This is a genomic window from Leisingera sp. MMG026 (genome assembly GCF_021654205.1).
Taxonomy (GTDB): domain Bacteria; phylum Pseudomonadota; class Alphaproteobacteria; order Rhodobacterales; family Rhodobacteraceae; genus Leisingera.
Genome location: NZ_JAKFZM010000058.1, coordinates 1 through 21649, shown reverse-complemented (window position 1 = coordinate 21649; position 21649 = coordinate 1). Strand labels below are relative to the sequence as shown.

Sequence of the window (21649 nt, the reverse complement as noted above, 5' to 3'; positions counted from 1 at the left end):
GGTGAGTATGAGCGACGTGCTCAGCAAGCAAGAGTGTCAAACCCGCAAAATAAACTGTCAAACCCTGACGAGGAGAGTCGATCAGATGACTAAAAACCACTTATTTTTCAGTGATTTAGTGGTGCCCGGGGGCGGAATCGAACCACCGACACGAGGATTTTCAATCCACTGCTCTACCCCTGAGCTACCCGGGCACGGGAAGGCTGTTCGCCTTGGGTGAGGGCCTTCTATGACGAGCGCGCGGCGGTGTCCAGAGGGTTTTTCAAAGAAAAGCGCTAATGGCGGGTTTGCTGCGGATTTTCTTCCGGCGCCTGCGCGCGGCCAGCTTCTTCCAGAGCGTTTTCAATGTCTTCCAGGTCCTGGCTAGGCACTGAATAGGCACCGGTCAGCCATTTCCCGAGGTCGATATCAGCACAGCGCTTGGAACAGAAAGGCCGGTGTGTCTTCTGCGTTTCCCCGCCGCAGATCGGGCAGCTCATTTCAGCACCTCATTCAGGGCAATGCGGCCGCGTTTGCGCTGCAACTCAAAATGGCCGAGGTTGGTCCAGCCAGCCAGAACCGTTTCCTCGGAATCGGCCCGGAAGGCGGACCGCAGCGCGGTTTCAAAGCCGCGCCGGTCCTTCTTGGGCATCGGGGCCAGGTCCAGGATGATCTGGCCGCCCAAGCCGCGCACCCGCAAGGCGCGGGGCAGGACCTTGGCGGCGGCCATATTGGCCTTAACGCCCGACGCAAGCGAGGTGTCCGAGCCGGTGTTCACATCCACCGCCACCAGGGCGCGGGTCGGCTCGATGAACAGGAAGGCGCCGCCCGGCAGCGGCTCGCGGATACCCTGTGCAATGTCCAGCGCATCCAGTACGCCCAGGCGTTCGAACCCGCCGGGTTCGCGCTCCACATCAGCAGGCTCCACCCAGTCCCGCCAGGCCAGCAGATGGGGGGTGTCACCTTCGGCCAATACCTCCGGCTCGGAACCTTCATCCTGCATTACCTGCGCCGCCAGCGCCGCCATGGCAGCAACGTCTTCGGCGATCTCTTCGCTGTCCGCGCCGGCGCAGGCAGAGCGCAGGATCAGGCCGTAGCCCGACTCGCCCATTTCCTCATGTGCAATCTCCAACAGCCGGTCGCGCTCGTCCTCGTCGCGGATGCTGCGCGAGATGTTCAGCCCCGGCGCCTCCGGCGTGACAATGGCATAGCGGCTCTTGAACAGCAGCTTCTGGGTGACCGGAATCGCCTTGCCCGGTTCGGCATAGCCGGAGACCTGCACCAGGATCATCTGGCCAGGTGCCAGTCCTTTGACCTGGCGCAGGAAGGCCGGGCCGTCAGGCGTGGTCAGGAACATGCCGCCCTGCCCCTTCACGGGCCGGTCGGCGCGGGCGCGGTAGATGGTGCCGGGCGCGGGGGCGTCGCTTTCGGCCAGGAAGTCCTCCAGTTTGCCGTCCACCATCAGTGCTGCGGCTTCACGGTCCTGAATGTGGTCGAGAATGATAGTGCGGCCCTTCATGCGGCGGCCTCCTGATACAGCGGCAGCCCGGCGGCGCGCAGCAGATTTGCGGTTTCAGACAACGGCAGTCCGACAATTCCGGTGAAAGAGCCGCTGATCCATGGAATGAAGGCGCCAGCGGGGCCTTGGATAGCATAGGCGCCGGCCTTGCCCTGCCAGTCGCCGGTGGCGAGGTAGGCGTTCAGCTCCTCGTCGGAGAGGTTTTTCATCTTGACCTGGCTGACCACGTCCTTTTCCCAGACACGGTCTCCGCGGCGCACGGCAACGGCAGTGATCACCCGGTGGCGGCGGCCGGAGAGAGCCAGCAAGAACTCCGCTGCCTCACCCGCATCGCGCGGCTTGCCCAAGATGCGGCGGCCCAGGGCAACAGTGGTGTCGGCGCACAGAACAACATCCTCTGTCCCCGTGGGGACAGCTTCGGTTTTTTCCCGAGTCACCCGCGCGCAATAGACCCGCGGCAGCTCATTCTTGAGCGGTGTTTCGTCAATTTCCGGCGGGCGCACCTCATCCGGATGCACGCCAAGCTGCGCCAGCAACTGCAACCGCCTCGGGCTGCCTGATCCCAGGATAAATGCCATGCCTTGACCCTCTTACCTCTTTGCGCCCGTCATAAGGCGAATTCCGGCAGTGGGAAAGCGGGCCGGGTCATTTCCACTTGCCCAAAGTAACCCCGCCGGAGACAGCAGCCGCCAGGCCGCTTCAAAACAAAAGCCCGGCAAAGTGCCGGGCCTTGATATTTCTTCCAGATCAATTGCTTACTTGAAGCGGTAATTGATCCGGCCTTTGGTCAGGTCGTAGGGGGTCATCTCCACCTGGACCTTGTCGCCTGCCAGAACACGGATGCGGTTCTTGCGCATCTTGCCTGCCGTATGCGCGATGATTTCATGGCCGTTCTCAAGCTCGACCCGAAACGTCGCGTTAGGCAGGAGTTCCTTCACGACACCGGGAAATTCGAGCGTATCTTCCTTGGCCATGTTGTCTCCATCATTGGGTTACCCCGCAAACTGCGGGACGTGCGCCTAAATGGGGTCATTTTTCCAATATTTCAAGGGCTCAATCAGCAAAGCGCGGTCTTTGTGACCGATTTCACCCGCGGCATTTGTTCTTCCCAATGCAGCCGGTTCAACACCCCGCCAGATGCCCGCACATGGGCGATGGCCTCCAGGTCGGCCTCGCCGTAGGTCCAGCCCGGCTGGTTCAGCGTGCCTTCGGCCAGAACGCCGGTGCCGGGGAAGCCCTTGTCCGGCGGGCCGAAAATGCCGCCGGTACCGGTGTTCAGGTCCACTGCCTCGGACCATTCGTTGGCGCCGACGATGGATGCCATGGCAGTCACGCATTGATTTTCCAGCGCCCGGGACATGGCACCGATGCGCACCCGCCAGTATCCGGCCAGCGCTTCTGTGCAGGAGGGGACGAGAATCACATCCGTCTGTGCCAGCGCACGCCCCAGCAGCGGGAATTCGCTGTCATAGCAGATCAGCACCCCGATTCTGCCCAGGGCGGTATCGAAAATCTTGAGCGGCCCGCCGCCCATGATGCCCCAGTCCTCTCGCTCGAACCGGGTCATGATCTGCTTGTCCTGATGATCCCGCTTACCTGAGGGCGTGTAGAGCTCTGCCCGGTTCACCGGCCGGGTGAGGCCGCTGTTGACCGGGGCAGAGGCACCCAGGATATGCACCCCGTGTTCGGCGGCGAGCCGCAGATGCAGCGCGGCAGCATCCTCCATTTTTTCCGACACCGAGTGGATCGACTGCTCCAGATCGGCGGCAACCGCCGCGCCGTCCAGCGTTGACAGCTCCATCGCGCCGTATTCCGGGAATACCAGCAGCTCGGCGCCATTTCCGGCAGCCTCTGCCACCCAGGCGGCCAGCTTGTCCTCATATTGTGCCCAGCTGCTGAGCCAGTCGAGCGGATAGGCGGCGGTGGCGATTTTCATGCGGTCTCTCCGGTGGCCGGCAGCCGCATCCCGGTGCGGCCTTCCGGCAGGATTGCCCTGCAAAGGTGCCCGGCGCAAGGCGGGGCACTATACAGATTGCAGCTGCCGCCGGACCGGGCCGCAAAAACAGTTCGAAAAGTATGCGCATTTTTGCAACGGAAACAGCTGCATCCAGCGTTCCATCTTGGTGTTGCGCGGCTATTTGGCCATTCTCGGGCGCAGACACTCATTTGTTAATTTGAAAAAGGACCACTCCCTTGGCTACCAAGCTTGATGACAAGAACCTGAAAGGCGTTATTGCCGACATCCCGAAAAAAGGCTTCCGCACCAAATTCTGGCGTGAATACCGGGCCGGCGCCTGCAAGGGCAGTGGCGTGGGCAAATATATGGATCTGCTGGAGAAAATGGGCGTGCCGCCGTCAGGCGATCCGTCCAAGGCAGATCTGGACCAGATGCCTGAGATCGTGCAGGCGTTCAGTATGCTGGCCAATGCGATGCTGAAGGCGCGCGGCAAATGCGGCAAGCTGCAATCGCACAGCAGGGACCTGTGCCTGGCCTATGCCAAGCTGATCGAAAAGCGAGAGGATGCGGCAGCAGAGCTGGCCCGCAATGCGGACAAGATCAAGCAAAAGCAGATGGCGCAGCAGCTGAAGGTCGAGAAGGAAAATGAAGAAACCGACAAGCATCTGGAAAAGCTCAAGAAGGAGCATGACCAGAAAAATAAGCTGGTTCTGAAGGAGCTGAAGGATCTTCATACCCGTGGCGCCAAGATCGAAGGCGCCTGCAATGACATCGTCAAGGATGTGAAACAGGCTGAAAAGGACATGGAGGCCGTCCGCAAGGCCTGGAAGACGCAGTACAGTAAGGAAGGCGTCAATCGCGAGGATATCGAAGGCAAAGCCGACGCAGCGCTTCGGGCGCTGATCAAAAAGCACAAGATCGCGCTTCATGCCAAGAACATCAAGGAAACCCTGCCCAAGATCCTGAAGGAAGCCACCAGCCTGCTGAAGCAATACGCCAAGCAGCCCGGCATCGAGAAGGAGCGGGTTGCAACCGGCAAGGCGCTGGTTGCGGCGCAGAACAGTTTCAAGTCCGCTCAGGATGACGTGCGATTCTTCCTGGCCCAGCACAAGCAGGCCCTGGACGAGCTGCAAAAAGCCCGCCCCGAAGGCGTCTGAATTTCAGGTTTAAGGCGCCCCGCGCGGGCGCCTGCCCCCCCCTTACAGATCCCGGATCCAGAACTGCAGCGGCTTGCTGGTTTCCTCGGCCTGATCCACATCCTTCCAGGAAAAATGCGCGATGGCACCCTGCAGCGGGGCATAGCCACGCTTGTGCCAGAACGGATCCAGCGGCGCGTAGTCCGCAGGCCGCAACGGGTGGTTCGCCGGGCGCTGCACGCTGCAAAAGGCGGTCTTGCTGAACCCATGCTTGCGGGCATGGGATTCGCGCGCATCAAAGAAACCGTGGCCGGCACCATGGCCGCGGTATTCCGGCAGCAGCACGGATTCGGCGCAGTAGAAGACGCCGGTCAGGTCAATGCCGGTGCCCTCGAACGCCGCCGCGAAATCATCCGCATGATCGCTCAGCGGTGCGCCGGTGGAGGCCCCGACCAGGGTTTCACCGTCAAAAGCTCCGGCCACCACGGCGCGAGTGCTGTCACGGTAGCTTTGCAGGTATTCCCGCTCATACGCCAAGTCGCCATCGTACAGGTATGGCCAGGCGCGGAAGACTTTGATGCGCAGGTGTGCCACGTCGTCCAGCGCGGCCTCCAGCGCCGCGCCGGTCATCGTCTCAACCCGGATCGTCATCCGGCAGAGACCTGGGCGATCCAGTCCGCCAGGTTGTAATAGGTGGTGACGCGGGAAATCTTGCCGTCTTTCAGTTCAAAGAACGAGCCGCCTGGCAGGCGGTAGGTCTGGCCTTTGGCTTCCGGCAGGCCCTCGTCCGTCACCAGATAGGTGCCGTTGACGATGAACTCTGCCGCTGCACGGGTGCCGTCGCCGTTGGAAAAGATCACCATACCGGTCAGCTCTTCCTTATAGCAGCGGCTCATGTGGGCGCAGAATTCCGCGAACTTATCTTTGCCTACCCGGATTTTGCCCTCGTTCACATGGTGGGCAATCTGGTCGTCCAGGCAGTCCAGCATGGCGTCGGTGTCGGCGGCGTTGAAGGCTGCGAAATAGCGCGCAATGGTTTCGGTCATGTTCTCTCCGTCGGTTCACCCCAGCGGCTCTTCAAGTGCTGGATGATTTGGTCCCGTGATTGCCGGTAGACATCTAGCTTGGCTGCGCGTGTCTCGCCGAGCCCGGTAGGGTCCATAATCGGCCAATATTCGACATCGAGGTGAAAAAAACGGGTAAGTTCCAGCGCCCGGCGCTGGCTGGCAGGCGACAGCGCCACCACCAGATCGAAGGACGACAGGTCATCGCCCCAGCGTTCCATCTCATCAAACGAGCGCGACCGGTGGCGCGACAGCTCGACATCGATTTCCTGGCAGACAGAGATGGCGAAACCGTCGATCTCCATGTCGTTCTTGACACCGGCGGACTGCACATAGGTGCCGGTGCCAAAGAATTTCTTCATGATGCCCTCCGCCATTGGAGAGCGGACCGAATTGTGGTCGCAACAGAACAGAATGGACTGCGGCAGCTCCTCCACCCGTCAGCCTCCGAAATGCAAGACGCAGATCAAGGTGAACAGGCGTCTGGCGGTGTCGGTGTCGACTTCGGCCTTGCCTTCCAGCCGTTCCTGCAGAACCCGGCTGCCTTCGTTGTGGATGCCGCGTCGCGCCATGTCGATGGTCTCGATCTGACTGGGCGGCATGGTTTTCACCGCGCTGAAGTAGCTTTCGCAGATTTGATAGTAGTCCTTGACCACCTGACGGAACGGCGACAACGACAGGTGGAACTCTGCTGCTTTCTCACCCTCTTCCGTGATAATGTCAAAGACCAAGCGCTTGTCGCGGATCGCCAGTCCTAAATGATAAGGGCCGGCGGGCAGGTCGCGTCCTTCGCGGGACGGCAGTGCAAAACTGTTGTCCTCGATCAGGTCGTAAATCGCCACCTTGCGCTCCTGCTCGATCTCGGGCGTCGGAGGCGGCAGGTTGCGGTCGTCCAATTCAATATGGCTGATGCGGCTCATGGGTCTTTGTCTCTAATATGCGCTAAGGCGTCCGGCCATGACTATCGCACCGCCGCGCTTGGGGCAATGCAGCAGCGGGCGTCAAAGCCTGCGCCATTTGCGGCAGTGCTTGACAGGCCACGCCTGCACGAACAGCTTGCCTGCAACAGGAGACAGGATGATGACAGGGCTTGATCAGTTTTCCCTCAAAGGCCAGCGCGCGCTGGTGACCGGCTCCACGGACGGGCTGGGGTTTGCCGCTGCCCGCCTTCTGTCTGAAGCCGGAGCCGAGGTTTGGGTGAACGGACGCAATAAAGAAAGGGTGGCGGCGGCCTTGAGCCGGATGCCGGGAAAGGCCCGCGCATTGGTTCTGGATGTGGCTGATGAGGGATCTGCAACCGCGGCATTCGAAGGCATCGCTGGTGAAGGCGGTCTCGATATTCTGGTCAATAACGTGGGCCAGCGAGACCGGCGCAACCTCATGGACTTCACGCGATCCGATCTGCAAGCGCTATGGGATGTTGATCTGATCGCCCCGTTCCGCCTTGCACAATTGGCCGCCGCCCAAATGGCACCAAAGGGGTATGGCCGCATCATCAACATATCCTCGATTGCCGGACTCATCGCCCAATCCGGGGATGCGGCCTATACAACAGCCAAAGCCGGTATCAACGGCATGACCAAGGCACTGGCAGCGGAGCTTGGCCCCAAAGGCATCACAGTGAATGCTATCGCCCCGGGTTTCTTCAAAACCAGCCCCAACATGTCCGCGGCCGCTGACCCGGAAATTGCAGCGAAATTGAAAAATGCCACCTCGCTCGGCCGCTGGGGCGAGCCTGAAGAGCTGGCGCCCGCCATCCTGTTCCTCGCCTCCCCTGCCGCGTCCTACATCACCGGGCAGGTGCTGGCTGTGGATGGCGGCTATACCGCGCACTATTGAGTGCGCGCGGTTCTTCTTCTGGCTAACAGTATCCCGGAGTGAATGCGCGGCACGCACAGAGGGGCAACGCACCTGCTTCGCTTACTTGTTCAGCGCATCCAACCGTGCGGTAACAGACAGACCGTGCGCCTGCAGGCTTTCACTGCGAGCCAGAATTTCTGCCGCCGGGCCAATTGCCCGCAGTGCGTCCGATGTCATCTGGCTAAGGGTCGTGCGCTTGAGGAAATCCAGAACTGACAATCCGGAGGAAAACCGGGCCGAACGCGCCGTCGGCAGCACATGGTTCGGGCCGCCGACATAGTCGCCAATGGCTTCGGGCGTGTATTGACCCAGGAAGATGGCGCCTGCGTGGATGGTTTTTTCGCTCAAGGCCGCCGGATCGGCGACACACAACTCCAGATGTTCCGGTGCAATGCGGTTGGACAGCGCCGCCGCCTCATCCAGGTCCCGCACAGTTATCACCGCACCGAAATCCCGCCAGGAGGGGCCGGCAATTGCGCGGCGTTCCAGCGTTTCCAGACGCTTATCCACCGCCGCTGCCACAGCCAGGCCAAATCCTTCGTCATCGGTGATCAGAATCGACTGGGCGCTTTCGTCATGTTCGGATTGGCTCATCAGATCCAGTGCGATCCAGTCGGGATTATTGTCCTTATCCGCAATCACCAGGATTTCAGACGGCCCGGCGATCATGTCGATGCCGACCTTGCCAAACACCCGCCGCTTGGCGGCTGCAACAAAAGCATTGCCCGGGCCGGTGATCTTATCGACCGGGGCGATAGTTTCAGTGCCATAGGCCAGCGCCGCCACCGCCTGTGCCCCGCCGACCCGGTAGATTTCATCCACCTCTGCAATCTTTGCTGCCAGCAGCACCAGCGGGTTGATCTGGCCGTCCGGGGTTGGAACCGTGACCGCCAGCCGCTGCACGCCTGCAACTTTGGCCGGGATCGCGTTCATCAGCACCGAAGAGGGATAAGAGGCCAGCCCGCCCGGAACATAAAGCCCAGCCGCCGACACCGCCGACCAGCGCCAGCCCAGCGTTGCGCCGGCCTCGTCAGTCCACTGCGCATCTTCCGGCATCTGGCGCATGTGATAGGCGCGGATGCGGTCGGCCGCCAGTTCCAGTGCCTGACGCTCTTCAGCAGAAACCGTGGCGATGGCCGCCTCCACCTCTGCACCAGTAATCCGCAGTTGCGCAGGCTCCAGCTCCATCCGGTCAAACTTCGCCGTCAGCTCCACCAGTGCCGCATCACCGCGGTCGCGCACGTCAGCGATGATCCCGGCCACAACAGCATCCACATCCGGGCTATCCTCGCGCTTGGCGCCCAGAAGGGCGGTGAAGGACTGCTCAAAACCGGCATCAGCGGTGTTCAGAAACTGCGGCATCGGGATCTCCTTTGGCCCCCGCATATCCGCAAGGGCGCAGAGCCTCAAGATTTATGCGTGCGAACGGTGCAATTGGACGCAAGCGGCAGGGGCGCTGCCCTGCAGGTTTAAATAGGGTAAGGGGCTCTGCCCCTCTTGGCCTGGCGGCCAATTCACCCCGGGGTGTTTGGAACCAGAACGAAGCGGAAGCTCAGCGTAAGGATTTGCGCATTGCAATGCAGGGTGTGCCGCAGCATCCGCCAGTCTTTCCTGCCGTCTGCCAGCCGTGCCTGCGATAGAAGTCCAGTGCTGTCCGGGTGGCGTCAAGGCGGCCCTCGGCATGGCCGCTCTGCAGCAGCTCCGCCTCCAGATACGCCAGCATGACGGCGCCAGTGCCCCGGCCGGCTGCGGCTGGGGCAACATACAGCAGGGAGATGGAGCCGTCCGGAGACAGCCCGCCCACGGCAGCGGCCTCGCCGCCATGCTCGGCCAGCCAGTAGCACCCGGGTCCGGCGATCCAGCCGCGGACCTGCTCCGGCGTCTTGTTGGCGGTCCAGTCCGCGATCCGGGCGGCATCACTGCCGTGGTCCGCCTGACACAGATCGCGGATCGAGGCGATGAGCACCCGGCTCATGGCAAAGACGTCAAAAACGTTGGCGCGGCGGATTTCCAGCGGTGCCGCCGGGGCGGCGAAAGCCTGGGAAATGCCGCGCTTGTTCTGCATGGTTCAGCTGCCGTGGTCCGGGGCCTGGCCAGAAGGCGCCCGGTAGGGGCGGGTGACATCACGAAGGGACAGCTCCAGCGCCTCGACCGCCAAGCGAACCGCGCCGTCGCCGGCCAAGGTCAGCAATACATGGCCGGCACCGTCCTCCCCCGGCTCAAATTCAACCGAGAGCAGCGACAGGACCAGGTCCTTGTCCTTGCGGTCCACGCCTTGTGAGGAAACGCCCAGGACATTGTTCACCACCAGCAGCGACTGCACCCGCTCAAAAGCCCTGCCACGGCGTTCCGCAGCCTCGCGGTCCTCCCACCGGAAACGGTTCACCAGCAGTGCAAAGCGGCGTTCGGAAGCGCGCCAGCTCATTTCGGTGACCGGAAACACCGCATCCTGCAACAATGAGGACAGGACCTTGAGATCCTCCTCCTCCAGTGCGCCCAGATTCAGAGGCGCCTCGCGGCCGTCTTCAAAGCTTGCATCCGCCATCACTCTTCCCTGATCCGTTCGATTTTGGCGCCGACGCCGGACAGTTTGCGCACCACATGCTCATAGCCGCGGTCCAAGTGGTAGACCCGGCTTACCTTGGTTTCGCCTTCCGCCGCCAGGCCGGCAAGAATCAGCGAGACCGAGGCGCGCAGGTCGGTAGCCATCACCGGAGCGCCTTTCAGCATTTCAACGCCAGTCACGGTTGCATGGCCGCCGTGCACTTCGATCTGTGCCCCCATACGGGTGAGTTCCGGGGCATGCATAAAGCGGTTCTCAAAGATCTTTTCTTCCAGAACAGACGTGCCTTCAGCAGTACACATCAGTGCCATCATCTGTGCTTGCAAGTCGGTCGGAAAGCCCGGGAATGGCTCGGTCACCACATCCACGGCCTGCAGCCGGCCGTTCTTGCGGCTGACGGTCAGGCTGTTTTTACCCTCGGTGATCTCGATTCCTGCCGCCTCCAGTTTGCTGCAGAAGCTTTCCAGCAGGCTGCGGCGGCCGCCCAGCAGCTCCACCTCGCCGCCGCAGATCGCGGGTGCCAGCATATATGTGCCCAGCTCGATCCGGTCGGTTACCACCTGATGAGTCGCCCCATGCAGGCGGTCGACGCCCTGAATGGTGATGTCGAGGGTACCGTCGCCGTCGATCTGCGCGCCCATTTTCCGCAGGCAATCGGCCAAATCAACGATCTCCGGCTCGCGCGCGGCGTTCTTGATGACGGTGGTGCCCTTTGCCAGGGTGGCTGCCATCATGATATTCTCGGTTGCCCCGACCGAGGCAAAGCTCAGCTCCACCACCGCGCCTTTCAGCCCCCCCGGGGCCTTGGCGTGCAGATACCCGTCCTTCAGCTCAATCTCGGCGCCCAGCGCCTCAAGACCCTGAATGTGCAGATCCATCGGCCGGGCGCCGATTGCGCAGCCGCCGGGCAGCGACACCACCGCCTGCCCCAGCCGCGCCAGCATCGGACCCAGCACCAGATTGGAGGCGCGCATTTTCCGCACGATGTCATAGTCAGCCACATGGCTGGTCAGGTCATGGCTCGACAGTGCCAGCACCTGGCCGTCCTGCAGGCTGGACACTTCGGCGCCCAGTGACTGCAAGAGCAATGTCATTGTCTTGATATCGCTCAACCGCGGCGCATTGGTCAGCGTCAGCGGTTCCTCGCTCAGGAGCGTCGCAGGCATCAGGGTGAGGCAGGCGTTTTTGGCCCCTGCGATTGGAATCTGCCCGTTCAGCGGGCCGTTGCCAGTTACCAGAATCGAATCCATCTGCCCTTACTCTCCGTTTTTGCCCGTATCCTGGTCCGGCTTTTCCGCCCGCGCCTTGGCCTGAGCCTTGCGCCGGGCCATGTTTGCCTTGAGCGCTGCCTTCAGCCGGTCTTCGCGCGATGCCGCTGACCTGTCGTTTTTCGGTGTTTTCTTTTCCGCCATAAGACTTCTGTAACTGAGTGGGAAAAAACCGTCCAGAATGCTCTTGCGCCCCTCAGCGTTTATGCCTAAAAGCCCCCTCACCGGCGCTGCTGTAGCTCAGAGGTAGAGCACTCCCTTGGTAAGGGAGAGGTCGAGAGTTCAATTCTCTCCAGCAGCACCATCTTTCAAACATTGAATGTTTTCAGAATACTGACCAGATAGTGCCGGTTTTTTGGCAGCCTGTTTCAGTAAGACGAGCGCAGCAAACACGCAAAATCACCGTGAGCACAGGGGTTTTCATATCCTCAGACTCGCAGCCCGCCTGTCCTGCCACCCTTGAATGCAATTTACCCTGTGCAGCGGATACTGAAACTGGCGCAGGGGATTCGCTGCTCTTCCAAGCCCGGCCGGAGGGCGGCACGGCTCAGTGGCGCACCGGCGATTCGCAACAGACTCGTAAGGCCACAGATAAAAATGGATCTGCTTTTTTGCTGCATATGACCTGCCAAATGCAGCAAATCAGGGGTTTTGGCACATAATTTAACGCTGCCGAAATGAATCCCATCAAGTGTTTTGCCATCAGGCGCCACTCAGCTGGCACCGTTCACGGCTGCTCCCAGGCTGCCGGCAGACTCAAATGTTGATGGGAACTACGCTGCAATGACTCGACTGTTCAAATTCTGGGCGAATATGCCATTGGGCCGCAAACTGCCGCTGTCTATCGCCGCCCCCACGATAATTCTGACCCTCGCCTCTGGCCTTTTCTTTGCCTGGGAGGCCGGACAAGCACTGAAGGCCAACCGGGAAGCCGCATATGCGACACTGCTGGAAGAGCGCAAAGAGGCACTGGAGAACTGGGTGGCCGACCTGCGCTCGCAGACCCGGACACTGGTGGCCAGTAAAGCAGTTGAAACGGCATTGCGGGATTTTTCCAACGGTTTCTATTCTCTGGGCGATGACCCCAGCGGGCATCTGCGCGCCGCCTATGCAGACGGCAACCCCAACCCTGCAGGTGAGCGCTACAAGCTGCTCGATGCCAAAGACAAATCCGCCTGGTCCATCCGCCACAAGATGAATCACACCGGATTTGTCACCTTTCTGGAAGAACAGGGGTTCCTGGACGCCTATCTTTTGGATGTGCAGGGCAACATGGTCTATGCGGTGCAAAAGAACGATGATTTTGCGCTGAATTACCTGGATGGGCCGTATCAGGACAGCGGGTTGGGCATAGCATTCCGCGCCGCGCTGGAACTGGAGCGCGGCCAAGTGTTCCTGTCGGAAATGGCTGCCTACCAAGCCGATAGCGGCCGCCCGGCAATGTTCATCTCTGCTCCGATCCTGAAGAAAGGCGCAATGATGGGGGCGTTGGTGCTGCGCGTCCCGGTTGAAGACATCTCTGAGCTTCTGTCCCACTCCAGTCTGCTGGGGGAATCCGGCCAGGCCTACCTGGTGCGCGGCGATGGAGTCGCATTGACTGCTTCGGACCGCGGCAACGGGCATCAGGCCTTGTCGGACCTGCCCGGTTTGGCACAGATTACGGCGGCACTTGGCGGCGGGAAAAGCAGTTTTTCGGGCACTCCGGGCCTGGCGGGCCAACCGGTCGAAGCCATGGCTGCGGGCGTTGCCCTCGAAGACCGGACCTGGGGCATTGTCCTGGAAGTTGACAGCGCCGAGGCGCTGGCAGCCCAAAACAGCCTGTCCAACGCCGCCATGCTGCAGGCCGTTGGCGTGGCATTGGCTGTGGCACTCCTGTCCTGGGTGGCAGCCCGCAGCATTGCCCGCAAGGTTTCGGCCCTGTCCGACAGTGTCGAGCACATCGCAGCCAAGGATTACAATCACCCGGTCGCCGGTCATGGCACCGGCGATGAATTCGGCAATATTGCCGGTATCCTCGAAGGTTTCAAAACTGACTTGCAAAATGCCCAGACGGCAGAAGAGGAACGGGCTGAATTGCAACGCCAGCAGGATCTCGTTGTTGGTGAACTGCGTAACGGCCTGAAGCGTCTGGCAAACGGGGACTTTTCGAACCCGATTACAGAACCTTTCCCGGAAGCGTACAAGGGCCTGCGCCTTGATTTCAACCAGACGGCTGACACCTTGAACAATACAGTGCGCGAAGTGGTGGAAGCCACCACCAGCATCCGCAATGGCACTTCTGAAATCAGCCAGGCCTCGGATGATCTGTCGCAGCGCACCGAAAGCCAGGCCGCCACGCTGGAGCAGACCGCTGCCGCGCTGGATCAGATGACCGCCAGCGTTAAGGCTGCAGCCGATGGCGCACGCCGGGTGGAAACCGCCATGAACGAGGCCCGGGACGAAGCCGAGGCCAGCGGTGAAGTGGTGCAAAACGCGGTTTCTGCGATGAACGGGATCGAAGCATCGGCCTCCCATATTTCGCAGATCATCGGTGTGATCGACGATATCGCGTTTCAGACAAACCTGCTGGCGCTGAATGCAGGCGTCGAGGCGGCGCGCGCAGGCGATGCCGGACGCGGTTTTGCTGTTGTTGCCTCCGAGGTGCGGGCCCTGGCGCAGCGGTCCTCGGATGCGGCCATGGAAATCAAGGCGCTGATCTCCAATTCCGGTGACCAAGTGGCAAAGGGCGTGGATCTGGTCGGCAAAGCCGGCGAGGCGCTGAACAGCATCGTTTCCCAGGTCACCCATATCTCGGGGCTTGTCTCGGGGATTGCCGAGGGCGCAGCAGAACAATCCACGGGCATTGGTGAAATCAACACCGGCGTGATGCAACTGGACCAGGTGACCCAGCAGAACGCCGCGATGGTGGAGCAGATGACGGCAGCAGGCCAGCTGCTGAACGGCGACGCCTCCAAGCTGGCCGGGCTGGTGGACAATTTCAATGTCGGTATGGACACACCTTCGCGCTGCCAGGTGCCGGAACCGGTCCAGCCATCCGCTCATGGCTCTGGCTGGGATGATTTGCCTGAGACGCATTCCGCCATTCCCGCCACGGAGGGCTCGGCCGCCTTGGCAAAATGGCAGGACTTTTGATCCCGACTGGAGCAGAGCACATTGTGGCAAAGACAACAGCCTAGTTGCAAAACCCGTCGCGCAACGGCCCGCTGCGGACGCCGCGTTGGCGGCCGCAGCGCCGCTCAGCCTGCACCGGTGTTGTGAAAACCCTATTTTCAGACTTTAAGAGGACATTGGGGCTGAACCGAACACTTGGCATACATTCTGGACACGGATGCCAGCAGTGCTTCGCGCAAATGCAAAGGTGGCAAGATGGCCGTGTCTAAACTTCCTGCTCGCTGGCTGCGCGCCTTCAGCAACCGGACATACCTGCCCGCCCTGCTTGCCTTGGCGGTAGTCTGTGCTGCAGGGTTTTACGCTGAGCAGCAAAACGCCACAATCCACCACCAGTCTGAACGTGCCAGGGTCCAGCAAGAGGCAGGGATGCTCAAGTCCCGGCTGGAAGGCCAAGTCAATGGCGACTATCAGCGGCTGCGCGGGTTGGCCGCGATGCTGGCCACCGAACCGGACATGCAGCAGGCGCGGTTCAGCCGGATGGCCGCACAGGTGCTGGAGGGAAAGACCGCCATCAGGCACATCGCGGCGGCCCCCGGTTTAGTGGTTTCCTTGGTCTATCCGGTGAAAGGGAACGAACCCGTCATTGGGCTGGACTACAATCAGAATGCCGCTCAGCGGGCGGCGGCACACCGGGTTCGCGATAGCGGTGACATGGTGCTGGCCGGGCCGGTAAACTTGGTACAGGGCGGCACCGGGTTTATCTACCGGCTTCCTATTTTCACCGGGTCGGGGACTGACCGGCAGTTTTGGGGTATTCTCTCGGCTGTGGTCGCAACCGGCACTCTTTACACCGAGACCGGCATCCATGGAAACAAGGGCGGCCTGGAAATAGCGCTGACCGGCCAAGACGGGACGGGCCCCTCTGGCCGCCAGTTTTTCGGCGTGCCGGACATGCTGACCGGAGATCCCGTTCTGCTGGACATAAACCTGCCAGTTGGTTCCTGGAAACTGGCCGCCCGGCCCCGAGGCGGCTGGCAAAGTGTTCCTGGCAACCTGTGGAAGCTGAGGCTGGGTCTGCTGGCGGCGGCGGCACTGGTCGTTTTCCCGACGTTTCTGGCCGGCAGGCTGTCTGCTGCAAGGCAAACCGTTATCGGCCAGCTGCGGCGCAGGGAAGCCGAGCTGGAGGCCGTCTCGCGGCGGTTGGAAATTGCAGTCAAAACATCCCGTGTGGGTATTTGGGAATGCGACACGGTGAGTCAGAAGGTGAGCTGGGACAGCCGCATGCATGAACTCTACTGCGTACCCGTGCAGCACGGGCCGCCGGAGGGGGCCGAATGGATGGCCATGCTGCACCCCGGCGACCGGGACCGGGTGGCCAAGGCACTGCAGTCAGCGGAACGGAACAAGACACATTTCGCCTCGGACTTCCGGATTGTTCTGGAAGATGGCACCTTCAAGCATATCCGGGCGCTGGCCAGCCCGTTTACAGATGCGCAAGGCCGCGACTGGATGATTGGCGTCAACTGGAATGTGTCGGAGGATGTCCATCTGCGCGAAGAACTGATCCGTGCGAATCAGACTCTGTCCGAGCGGAACAGCGAACTGAAACACGGCAAACGCGCACTGGAAGACGCCCATGCCGAATTGCAAAAACAACAGGCGGAACTGCACCGTCTGTCGCTGGTCGCAAAACACGCGTCCGACAGTATCATCCTGACCGATGCAGAGCGGCAGATCCTCTGGGTCAACGAGGCCTTCACCCGCGTCACAGGCTATGCCGCCAGCGAGGCAATTGGCCGGACACCTTCAGAATTGCTGGACGGTCCGGATACCGATCTTGGCGTGATCCGGGAAATGAACCGCCACAAGGACCTTGGCATCCGCTATCACAACGAAGTGCTCACCTACACCAAGTCAGGGGAAGAAGCCTGGTTCGATACCAATATCGTCCCAGTGACCCGCGAAGATGGCACAGTCGACCTGATTATCGGCATTGAACGCGACATCACCCATAGCAAACTGCGTGAACGGGAACTGGCCGAGGCCAAGGTTGCGGCCGAACAGGCCGATCGGGCCAAAACGGAATTCCTGGCCAATATGAGCCATGAAATCCGCACTCCGATGAACGGTATCATCGGCATGGCTGATTTGCTGGCTGAGGCGGAGCTTTCGCTGGATGAACAGCAAAATGTGGAAACCATCCGCAGTTCGGCCCAGGCACTGCTGAAGATCATCAATGACATCCTTGACCTGTCGCGGCTGGAAGCCGGGAAATTCTCTATAACCGAAGAGGATTTCGACCTGCGCGACTGTATTGGCAGTGCGGCGGGGCTGTTCCGCCCGAAAGCGCTGGAAAAAGGCCTGTCGCTGCAGGTCTCTTACGCTGACGGGCTACCGGAGCGGCTGCATGGAGATGACGGGCGATTGCGGCAGATTCTGGTCAATCTGATCGGCAATGCTGTCAAGTTCACGCCGCAAGGCAGAATTGACGTCCGCGTCTCGCATGCCGACGGAAACCCTTGCCGCCTGATCGCCGAAGTTGAGGACAGCGGGATCGGAATTTCCGGCTCACAAGCGCGCCATATCTTTGACCGCTTCACCCAAGCAGACGCGGCAACGACAAAGGAGTTTGGCGGAACCGGGCTGGGGCTTACCATTTCCAGCATGCTGGCCAAGCGGATGGGCGGCAGCATTTCGGTTAAATCAGATCCCGGCCAAGGCTCTTGCTTCCGGCTGGAACTGCAAATGTCGCCAGCCAGGCAAGCGCCCTCCCCGGCCGCAGAGTTTTTACTGGACACCGCGCCTCAGATCAGGCCTTGCAAGGTTTTGCTGGCTGAGGACAACCAGACCAACAGGCTGCTGATCCGCAAATTTCTGCGCGGTCAGCCGGTGGAATTGGCTGAAGCCGGGAATGGCCGCGCGGCAGTTGACATGTTCAAGGAACAACAGCCGGATATTATCCTGATGGATATGTCGATGCCCGAGTTGGACGGCATTGCGGCCACCCGGGAGATCCGCAATCTGCCCTTTCCCCAGCCAGTAATCATTGCCCTGACGGCCAACGCGTTTTCCAGCGACCGGCAGGCCTGTCTGGATGCGGGCATGGATCACTTCTTGGCCAAGCCGGTCAAAAAGGCAGTTCTGCTGCACACTTTGGCATCATTTCTGACAGATACTGCCGCCCTTGAATCGCAGCCCAGAGCAAGAGCCTGAGGTCTCAACCCAATCTCATTGATTGCGCCAGCGCATCAAGCCGCACAGGATCTAGACAGCCATTCCGATCAGGGCCACACCGCAGGCCATCAATACCGCAGAACCAAGCCGCCGTATCCAATATCCTTCTTTGAGAAAGAAAAATCCGATCAGCGCGGCAAAAATCACCGACGTTTCCCGCAGCGCGGAAACAGCGCCAAGCGGGGCAAAGTTCTTGGCATAAAGCACCAGCCCGTAAGCCGTCATGGATACCAAGCCTCCGGCAATCCCCAGGATCCATGTCCGCCCGGGCAAAGCCGCTAGCGTGCTGCGCTTGCGCACAGCAATGAATCCGGCGATAAAAATGTGCAGAAATGCCCCCCAGGCCCAGTAGCTGAGTGTGTTACCGGACAAACGCACGCCGATACCGTCGACCAATGAATAAATCGAAATGCAAAAACCGGTCCCCGCGGCAAAACCAAGAGCCGCGCGCCCGACACCCGAGCGCAGCGCCTTCCAGCTGCTGAGCTGGATGCCAAGGGCAATCACCGCAATGCCCGCCCAGGCCTGCAATGGCAAAACCTCGCCGGCAAAGATCATCGCCCATATGCCGACAAGCGCCGGCACGATACCCCTGGCGATCGGGTAAACGACGCTGAGGTCGCCGTGCTGATAGGCGCGGCCAAGCATGTAGTAGTACCCGAAGTGAACCACCGTTGAGAGCAGGATATAGACAAAGCTTTCAGCAGAAGGCAGCGGCAGAATTGTGATCATCACGGCACTGGGGATCACGTGGCCAAAGGCAACCAGCCCGAGTGTGGTGGTGCGGTCCGCAGCCGTCTTCACGATGGCGTTCCACACAGCATGCAACAGCGCTGCCGACAAGATGATAGCGATGATAAAAAGGGTCATGTTCTGGACAGGCCTTTAGGCAGGCGGCTGGATTTCAAGCGTCACTCGGCGTCTTCCGGCAGCATTTCATTAATTAGCCGGGTCTCCAGCAGCTGACCGTTCCGGTACAGAACCGGATAGGCCACAGCTGCAATGTGGCTGTTGAATTCGCGCAAGGCACGCAGCGTTTCCAAATGGATATCGGACGTGTCAAAGCTTTCCCGGGCACCATTCTGCAACCGTTTCAGGTGACGTTTCCGGCTGTCGTGCTCCATCCGCTTCAATTCGGTTTTTTCCAGGCTCAACAGCCGCGCACTTTCCAAATCATCGGAGATCAGCACGTTGGAGGCCAGCTGCATATTGGCCAGGATTGCCTCATGCATCCGGGTAATCTCCATCCAGCCTTCCCTGGAGAAGCTCAGGTTCCTTTTGTTCAAATCACCCGCCAGAACTGTCAGCCGGCGCGCCACCACATCACCAGCGGTTTCCAGCCGGATCGCATATTCCATCAGGCTGCGGGCCGTCTTCAGCTGTTCTTTATCAAAGCCATCCTCGGGGATCGCAGCCACATATTTCCGGACACCGGAGAGCCCAGCGTTGACCTCGGCGTCCATCAGCTGGACGGTCTTGATTTTCTCCTTGCCACCCGATTGGTACAGTTCCAGTACCGGGCGGAACATGGCATTGACCTGATCCGACATTCGCAGCAGCTCGCGTTTAAGGTTCGAAACAGACACCGCAGCTGAGCCATAGCTGCCCTGCTCCAGCGCACTGACAGGCCGCCCAGGATGGTTTATCTCTGTCTGCTCGGGTTCGGGGAACAGCCGGGCAAAGATTTCTCCCAACGGTGTGCAAACCGGCAGCGCAAGCACCAGCAGTGACGCATTGAAGGCCAGATGCGCGTTGACCAGCATCTGGCCGCCTTGCGGATCCCCCAACACCCCCTGGCGCAGCGCCAGATTGGCACCGAACAGGCAGATCACCGCCCAGGTGCCGCGCAAAGCCAGGTTGGCATAAGGGATGCGGCGTGCCCGCAAATCCATTCCGCGGCTCAGCCAGACGGGAATGAAGGCAGAACCGAAATTCGCCCCCAATACCAGTGAAAGGCCAGCGGCAAAGGGGATCGCTCCGATCTGCACCAGCGTCACGCACATCAGGATAGCGGCAACTGACGAATGCATCACAAAAGCCAGCGCGCCACCGACCAGAAACGCCGTGATGTAATCCCGCGCCAAATAGCCTGCAACCGCCGGCAGAAAAGCGCTGTCGCGGATCGGATCCATCGCTTCGCGCAGAAATCGCAACGAAATCAGAATGAAGGCGACCCCCATCAAGATCCTGCCCAGCTGCCGCGCCTTCTTGGCCTCGGTCTTGACGAACAGATACCCGCCTGCCGCCAGCAGCACCGGCACCAGCCAATCAAGATCAAAGGAAAGGATCTGAATGATCAGCGCCGAACCCAGATCGCCGCCCAGCACGATGGCCAGCCCTGTGGGAAAGGCCAGATAGCCGCTGGCCGCGAACCCGGAGGTGAGCAGCGCCACGGCAGCCGAACTTTGCAGTACGATCGCCAGCATCAGCCCCATCAGGCCCGCCTGCAGATGGCTTTGCCGTCCGGTCAGCAGCCGCTGGAACGAGGCGCCATAGCTGCGCTCGATCCCGGTGCGCACCATCCGCACCGCATAGAGAAGCAGCATCGTGGCTCCCGCCAGACTGATCAAAAAAGTCAAAATCGCCATGTCAGTTCCTGCTTGCGGCCTGTAGCCGGGGTGTTTCTGTCCCAGTCGCAACCAATGCAATCTTACCCCGTTCCTGAGGCAGTTGCTGCGGGCATTTCCAGCGGCCGTCCATCAAGCGGCCTGCATTTCAGACTGCCGCTGAGGCAGCTGTTCGTCAGTCATCTTTACCACCTGGAACAACGTCCACTTTCACCCCCCAGCCTGCCAGCGCTGCTGAGAGTTTCTTGTCAGGTCTGCGGTCGGTAAACAGCAGGCTGATCTTGCGCGGAGAGGGTCCGCAATGCGGCGCAGATTCCGCAAACTTAGGATGGGCCATGGCCAGGGCCACCTGCTCTGTGCAATCGGCAACCACCCCGGCCAGCTGCGCCTCGGCCGCACTGTGATAGAGCACGCCCTGTTTGGCAGAAAATGCATCTGCAGACAGTATGGCCAGATCCAGCGCAAACCGCCGGACTTGCTGCTCAGCCACAAAACCAAAGGTGCCGCGCTCATTGCTTTGCAATTCACCACCCAGCAAATGCACCCTGTTGCCATTGTGGTTTGCCAGAGCCTGTGCCGCTCCGATAGAATTGGTGACCACGATCAACCCGGTCTTCTGCCGCAGCTCTTCGGCAACAAATGCTGTGGTAGAGCCGACATCCAGAAACAGCGCCATGCCATCACGGGCATGTCCAGCGATCCGGGCCGCGATCCGGGCTTTTTCCTTTTGGTTCTCAGAAATCCGCCGGGCGAAGCTGGTCGCGCTTTGCGGCCCTGCCAGAAAGGCACCGCCATGCACCCGTTGCACGGCTCCAGCCTTGTTCAGAGCCTTGATGGTGCGGCGCACAGTTTCCTCGGAAACATCCAGCATTTTTGCAAGCTCCGCACTGCGGGCTGATCCGCCCAAGCGCCGCAAAGCGTCCACCAGCTCCAATTCGCGGTGAGATAGAGAAAGTGAGTCCGACAAGAGTGAGCCTGTTCGCGTTTAACTGCCTGACGCCATAAGGCATGGATTTTTTTCGGCTTACAAGGACAACCCACATTTTCCCACATATTTCTGGGTCTTTCCACTTTTTGCCGGGCATTCTCCTGCAAACGGGCACCTTCGCGTCCAGCCGCCAGCCGCTCCCGCCCCTTTCCGGCCTGCCACAGGCAGACCCGAAAGCGTTGGGCATGGCGCCGTGCTTGTGCACGGCGCGGGCAGCACCCCGCAGGGGCGCTGCCGGGCCCAAGGCCCGTGCCGGGGCATCTTTGATGCACCTGCGGGGCGCGGGAGCCTTGCCCGTGCCGCAATGGAAAACCGCCGCGGCTGATCGGCCGCGGCGGTTTGTGGTCTCAATGCTGCAAAGGCTTACAGGTTCGGGTACAGCGGGAATCTGGCGCAGAGGTCT

General features: G+C 60.7%; 21 protein-coding genes and 2 tRNA genes. 5 read left to right on the top strand and 18 right to left on the bottom strand.

Translation table 11 applies throughout. The features are described 5' to 3' along the window. Positions 1-119: 119 nt before the first annotated feature. The 6 genes from L1069_RS21185 to L1069_RS21160 form a co-directional block, all read right to left on the bottom strand. Positions 120-194 (bottom strand) — tRNA-Phe (locus L1069_RS21185). An 81-nt stretch (positions 195-275) separates the two neighbouring features. Further along, positions 276-479: a DNA gyrase inhibitor YacG gene (gene yacG, locus L1069_RS21180; protein ID WP_134828793.1), complete on the bottom strand. Its 204-nt coding sequence runs from the start codon at positions 477-479 to the stop codon at positions 276-278. After that, complete coding sequence (locus L1069_RS21175) at positions 476-1498, bottom strand: ribonuclease E/G (RefSeq protein ID WP_134828792.1); 1023 nt, start codon at positions 1496-1498, stop codon at positions 476-478. The genes yacG and L1069_RS21175 overlap by 4 nt, the downstream gene beginning before the upstream one ends. Beyond that, on the bottom strand, positions 1495-2076 hold the full coding sequence (locus L1069_RS21170; protein WP_237456968.1) for a Maf family protein: 582 nt from the start codon (positions 2074-2076) through the stop codon (positions 1495-1497). Before L1069_RS21170 ends, L1069_RS21175 begins: the two co-directional genes overlap by 4 nt. A gap of 177 nt (positions 2077-2253) precedes the next feature. Further along, complete coding sequence (gene infA, locus L1069_RS21165) at positions 2254-2472, bottom strand: translation initiation factor IF-1 (protein ID WP_005978431.1); 219 nt, start codon at positions 2470-2472, stop codon at positions 2254-2256. Positions 2473-2555: 83 nt separating this feature from the next. Continuing rightward, positions 2556-3434 carry a carbon-nitrogen hydrolase family protein gene (locus L1069_RS21160; protein ID WP_237456967.1) on the bottom strand — a complete coding sequence of 293 codons (879 nt, stop codon included), beginning with the start codon at positions 3432-3434 and terminating at the stop codon, positions 2556-2558. 257 nt (positions 3435-3691) lie between these two features. Here L1069_RS21160 and L1069_RS21155 point away from each other — a divergent pair, with 257 nt between their 5' ends. Further along, entirely contained in the window at positions 3692-4612 is a 921-nt protein-coding gene (locus L1069_RS21155; RefSeq protein ID WP_237456966.1) for a hypothetical protein, read from the top strand. A gap of 42 nt (positions 4613-4654) precedes the next feature. Here the strand turns inward: L1069_RS21155 and L1069_RS21150 are convergent, their stop codons facing one another. Genes L1069_RS21150 through L1069_RS21135 form a run of 4 tightly spaced genes read right to left on the bottom strand, consistent with a single transcriptional unit; the run spans position 4655 to position 6575 of the window. Then, positions 4655-5242, bottom strand: a complete 588-nt coding sequence (locus L1069_RS21150; RefSeq protein ID WP_237456965.1) for a GNAT family N-acetyltransferase — start codon at positions 5240-5242, stop codon at positions 4655-4657. Next, entirely contained in the window at positions 5239-5637 is a 399-nt protein-coding gene (locus tag L1069_RS21145; protein ID WP_237456964.1) for a ketosteroid isomerase-related protein, read from the bottom strand. The genes L1069_RS21150 and L1069_RS21145 overlap by 4 nt, the downstream gene beginning before the upstream one ends. Continuing rightward, positions 5634-6092 carry a low molecular weight phosphatase family protein gene (locus L1069_RS21140; RefSeq protein ID WP_129372255.1) on the bottom strand — a complete coding sequence of 153 codons (459 nt, stop codon included), beginning with the start codon at positions 6090-6092 and terminating at the stop codon, positions 5634-5636. Before L1069_RS21140 ends, L1069_RS21145 begins: the two co-directional genes overlap by 4 nt. Before the next feature lie 3 nt (positions 6093-6095). Beyond that, positions 6096-6575 (bottom strand): UPF0262 family protein, encoded by a 480-nt coding sequence (locus L1069_RS21135; RefSeq protein ID WP_129372256.1) that lies wholly within the window; start codon positions 6573-6575, stop codon positions 6096-6098. 160 nt (positions 6576-6735) lie between these two features. Between L1069_RS21135 and L1069_RS21130 the strand changes: the two genes are divergently transcribed. Continuing rightward, on the top strand, positions 6736-7494 hold the full coding sequence (locus L1069_RS21130) for an SDR family oxidoreductase (RefSeq protein WP_237456963.1): 759 nt from the start codon (positions 6736-6738) through the stop codon (positions 7492-7494). An 81-nt stretch (positions 7495-7575) separates the two neighbouring features. Here the strand turns inward: L1069_RS21130 and hisD are convergent, their stop codons facing one another. From hisD to L1069_RS21105, 5 genes are all read right to left on the bottom strand, one after another. After that, the gene (hisD, locus tag L1069_RS21125) at positions 7576-8877 is read right to left on the bottom strand and encodes a histidinol dehydrogenase (protein WP_237456962.1); all 1302 of its coding nucleotides are present in this window, start codon (positions 8875-8877) and stop codon (positions 7576-7578) included. 190 nt (positions 8878-9067) lie between these two features. Then, positions 9068-9580 carry a GNAT family N-acetyltransferase gene (locus L1069_RS21120; RefSeq protein WP_237456961.1) on the bottom strand — a complete coding sequence of 171 codons (513 nt, stop codon included), beginning with the start codon at positions 9578-9580 and terminating at the stop codon, positions 9068-9070. A gap of 3 nt (positions 9581-9583) precedes the next feature. Next, on the bottom strand, positions 9584-10060 hold the full coding sequence (locus L1069_RS21115) for a DUF2948 family protein (protein ID WP_237456960.1): 477 nt from the start codon (positions 10058-10060) through the stop codon (positions 9584-9586). Then, positions 10060-11328, bottom strand: coding sequence for a UDP-N-acetylglucosamine 1-carboxyvinyltransferase (gene murA, locus L1069_RS21110; RefSeq protein ID WP_237456959.1), 1269 nt, complete (start codon positions 11326-11328; stop codon positions 10060-10062). The genes L1069_RS21115 and murA overlap by 1 nt, the downstream gene beginning before the upstream one ends. 6 nt (positions 11329-11334) lie before the next feature. Continuing rightward, the gene (locus L1069_RS21105) at positions 11335-11490 is read right to left on the bottom strand and encodes a hypothetical protein (RefSeq protein WP_164982766.1); all 156 of its coding nucleotides are present in this window, start codon (positions 11488-11490) and stop codon (positions 11335-11337) included. An 85-nt stretch (positions 11491-11575) separates the two neighbouring features. On the opposite strand from L1069_RS21105, the gene L1069_RS21100 reads away from it, so the two are divergent. From L1069_RS21100 to L1069_RS21090, 3 genes are all read left to right on the top strand, one after another. Next, a tRNA-Thr gene (locus L1069_RS21100) sits at positions 11576-11650 on the top strand. 479 nt (positions 11651-12129) lie between these two features. Continuing rightward, the gene (locus tag L1069_RS21095; RefSeq protein ID WP_237456958.1) at positions 12130-14478 is read left to right on the top strand and encodes a methyl-accepting chemotaxis protein; all 2349 of its coding nucleotides are present in this window, start codon (positions 12130-12132) and stop codon (positions 14476-14478) included. A gap of 405 nt (positions 14479-14883) precedes the next feature. Then, positions 14884-17670 (top strand): ATP-binding protein, encoded by a 2787-nt coding sequence (locus L1069_RS21090; protein WP_237456957.1) that lies wholly within the window; start codon positions 14884-14886, stop codon positions 17668-17670. A gap of 51 nt (positions 17671-17721) precedes the next feature. On the opposite strand, the gene L1069_RS21085 is transcribed toward L1069_RS21090, so the two are convergent. The 3 genes from L1069_RS21085 to L1069_RS21075 all read right to left on the bottom strand — a co-directional run bounded on the left by L1069_RS21085 (position 17722) and on the right by L1069_RS21075 (position 21225). Further along, positions 17722-18561 (bottom strand): DMT family transporter, encoded by an 840-nt coding sequence (locus L1069_RS21085; RefSeq protein ID WP_237456956.1) that lies wholly within the window; start codon positions 18559-18561, stop codon positions 17722-17724. 41 nt (positions 18562-18602) lie between these two features. Next, positions 18603-20279 (bottom strand): Na/Pi cotransporter family protein, encoded by a 1677-nt coding sequence (locus tag L1069_RS21080; protein ID WP_237456955.1) that lies wholly within the window; start codon positions 20277-20279, stop codon positions 18603-18605. A gap of 154 nt (positions 20280-20433) precedes the next feature. Further along, positions 20434-21225 carry a DeoR/GlpR family DNA-binding transcription regulator gene (locus L1069_RS21075; RefSeq protein WP_134828738.1) on the bottom strand — a complete coding sequence of 264 codons (792 nt, stop codon included), beginning with the start codon at positions 21223-21225 and terminating at the stop codon, positions 20434-20436. Positions 21226-21649: the final 424 nt, after the last annotated feature.

Coding starts and splice junctions, on each gene's coding strand:
- L1069_RS21090 (WP_237456957.1), top strand. CDS start 14,884: ATGCTCAAGTCCCGGCTGGAAGGCCAAGTCAATGGCGACTATCAGCGG.
- L1069_RS21135 (WP_129372256.1), bottom strand. CDS start 6,575: ATGAGCCGCATCAGCCATATTGAATTGGACGACCGCAACCTGCCGCCT.
- L1069_RS21145 (WP_237456964.1), bottom strand. CDS start 5,637: ATGACCGAAACCATTGCGCGCTATTTCGCAGCCTTCAACGCCGCCGAC.
- L1069_RS21120 (WP_237456961.1), bottom strand. CDS start 9,580: ATGCAGAACAAGCGCGGCATTTCCCAGGCTTTCGCCGCCCCGGCGGCA.
- L1069_RS21080 (WP_237456955.1), bottom strand. CDS start 20,279: ATGGCGATTTTGACTTTTTTGATCAGTCTGGCGGGAGCCACGATGCTG.
- murA (WP_237456959.1), bottom strand. CDS start 11,328: ATGGATTCGATTCTGGTAACTGGCAACGGCCCGCTGAACGGGCAGATT.
- L1069_RS21115 (WP_237456960.1), bottom strand. CDS start 10,060: ATGGCGGATGCAAGCTTTGAAGACGGCCGCGAGGCGCCTCTGAATCTG.
- L1069_RS21105 (WP_164982766.1), bottom strand. CDS start 11,490: ATGGCGGAAAAGAAAACACCGAAAAACGACAGGTCAGCGGCATCGCGC.
- yacG (WP_134828793.1), bottom strand. CDS start 479: ATGAGCTGCCCGATCTGCGGCGGGGAAACGCAGAAGACACACCGGCCT.
- L1069_RS21130 (WP_237456963.1), top strand. CDS start 6,736: ATGACAGGGCTTGATCAGTTTTCCCTCAAAGGCCAGCGCGCGCTGGTG.
- infA (WP_005978431.1), bottom strand. CDS start 2,472: ATGGCCAAGGAAGATACGCTCGAATTTCCCGGTGTCGTGAAGGAACTC.
- L1069_RS21085 (WP_237456956.1), bottom strand. CDS start 18,561: ATGACCCTTTTTATCATCGCTATCATCTTGTCGGCAGCGCTGTTGCAT.
- L1069_RS21150 (WP_237456965.1), bottom strand. CDS start 5,242: ATGACGATCCGGGTTGAGACGATGACCGGCGCGGCGCTGGAGGCCGCG.
- L1069_RS21160 (WP_237456967.1), bottom strand. CDS start 3,434: ATGAAAATCGCCACCGCCGCCTATCCGCTCGACTGGCTCAGCAGCTGG.
- L1069_RS21175 (WP_134828792.1), bottom strand. CDS start 1,498: ATGAAGGGCCGCACTATCATTCTCGACCACATTCAGGACCGTGAAGCC.
- hisD (WP_237456962.1), bottom strand. CDS start 8,877: ATGCCGCAGTTTCTGAACACCGCTGATGCCGGTTTTGAGCAGTCCTTC.
- L1069_RS21095 (WP_237456958.1), top strand. CDS start 12,130: ATGACTCGACTGTTCAAATTCTGGGCGAATATGCCATTGGGCCGCAAA.
- L1069_RS21170 (WP_237456968.1), bottom strand. CDS start 2,076: ATGGCATTTATCCTGGGATCAGGCAGCCCGAGGCGGTTGCAGTTGCTG.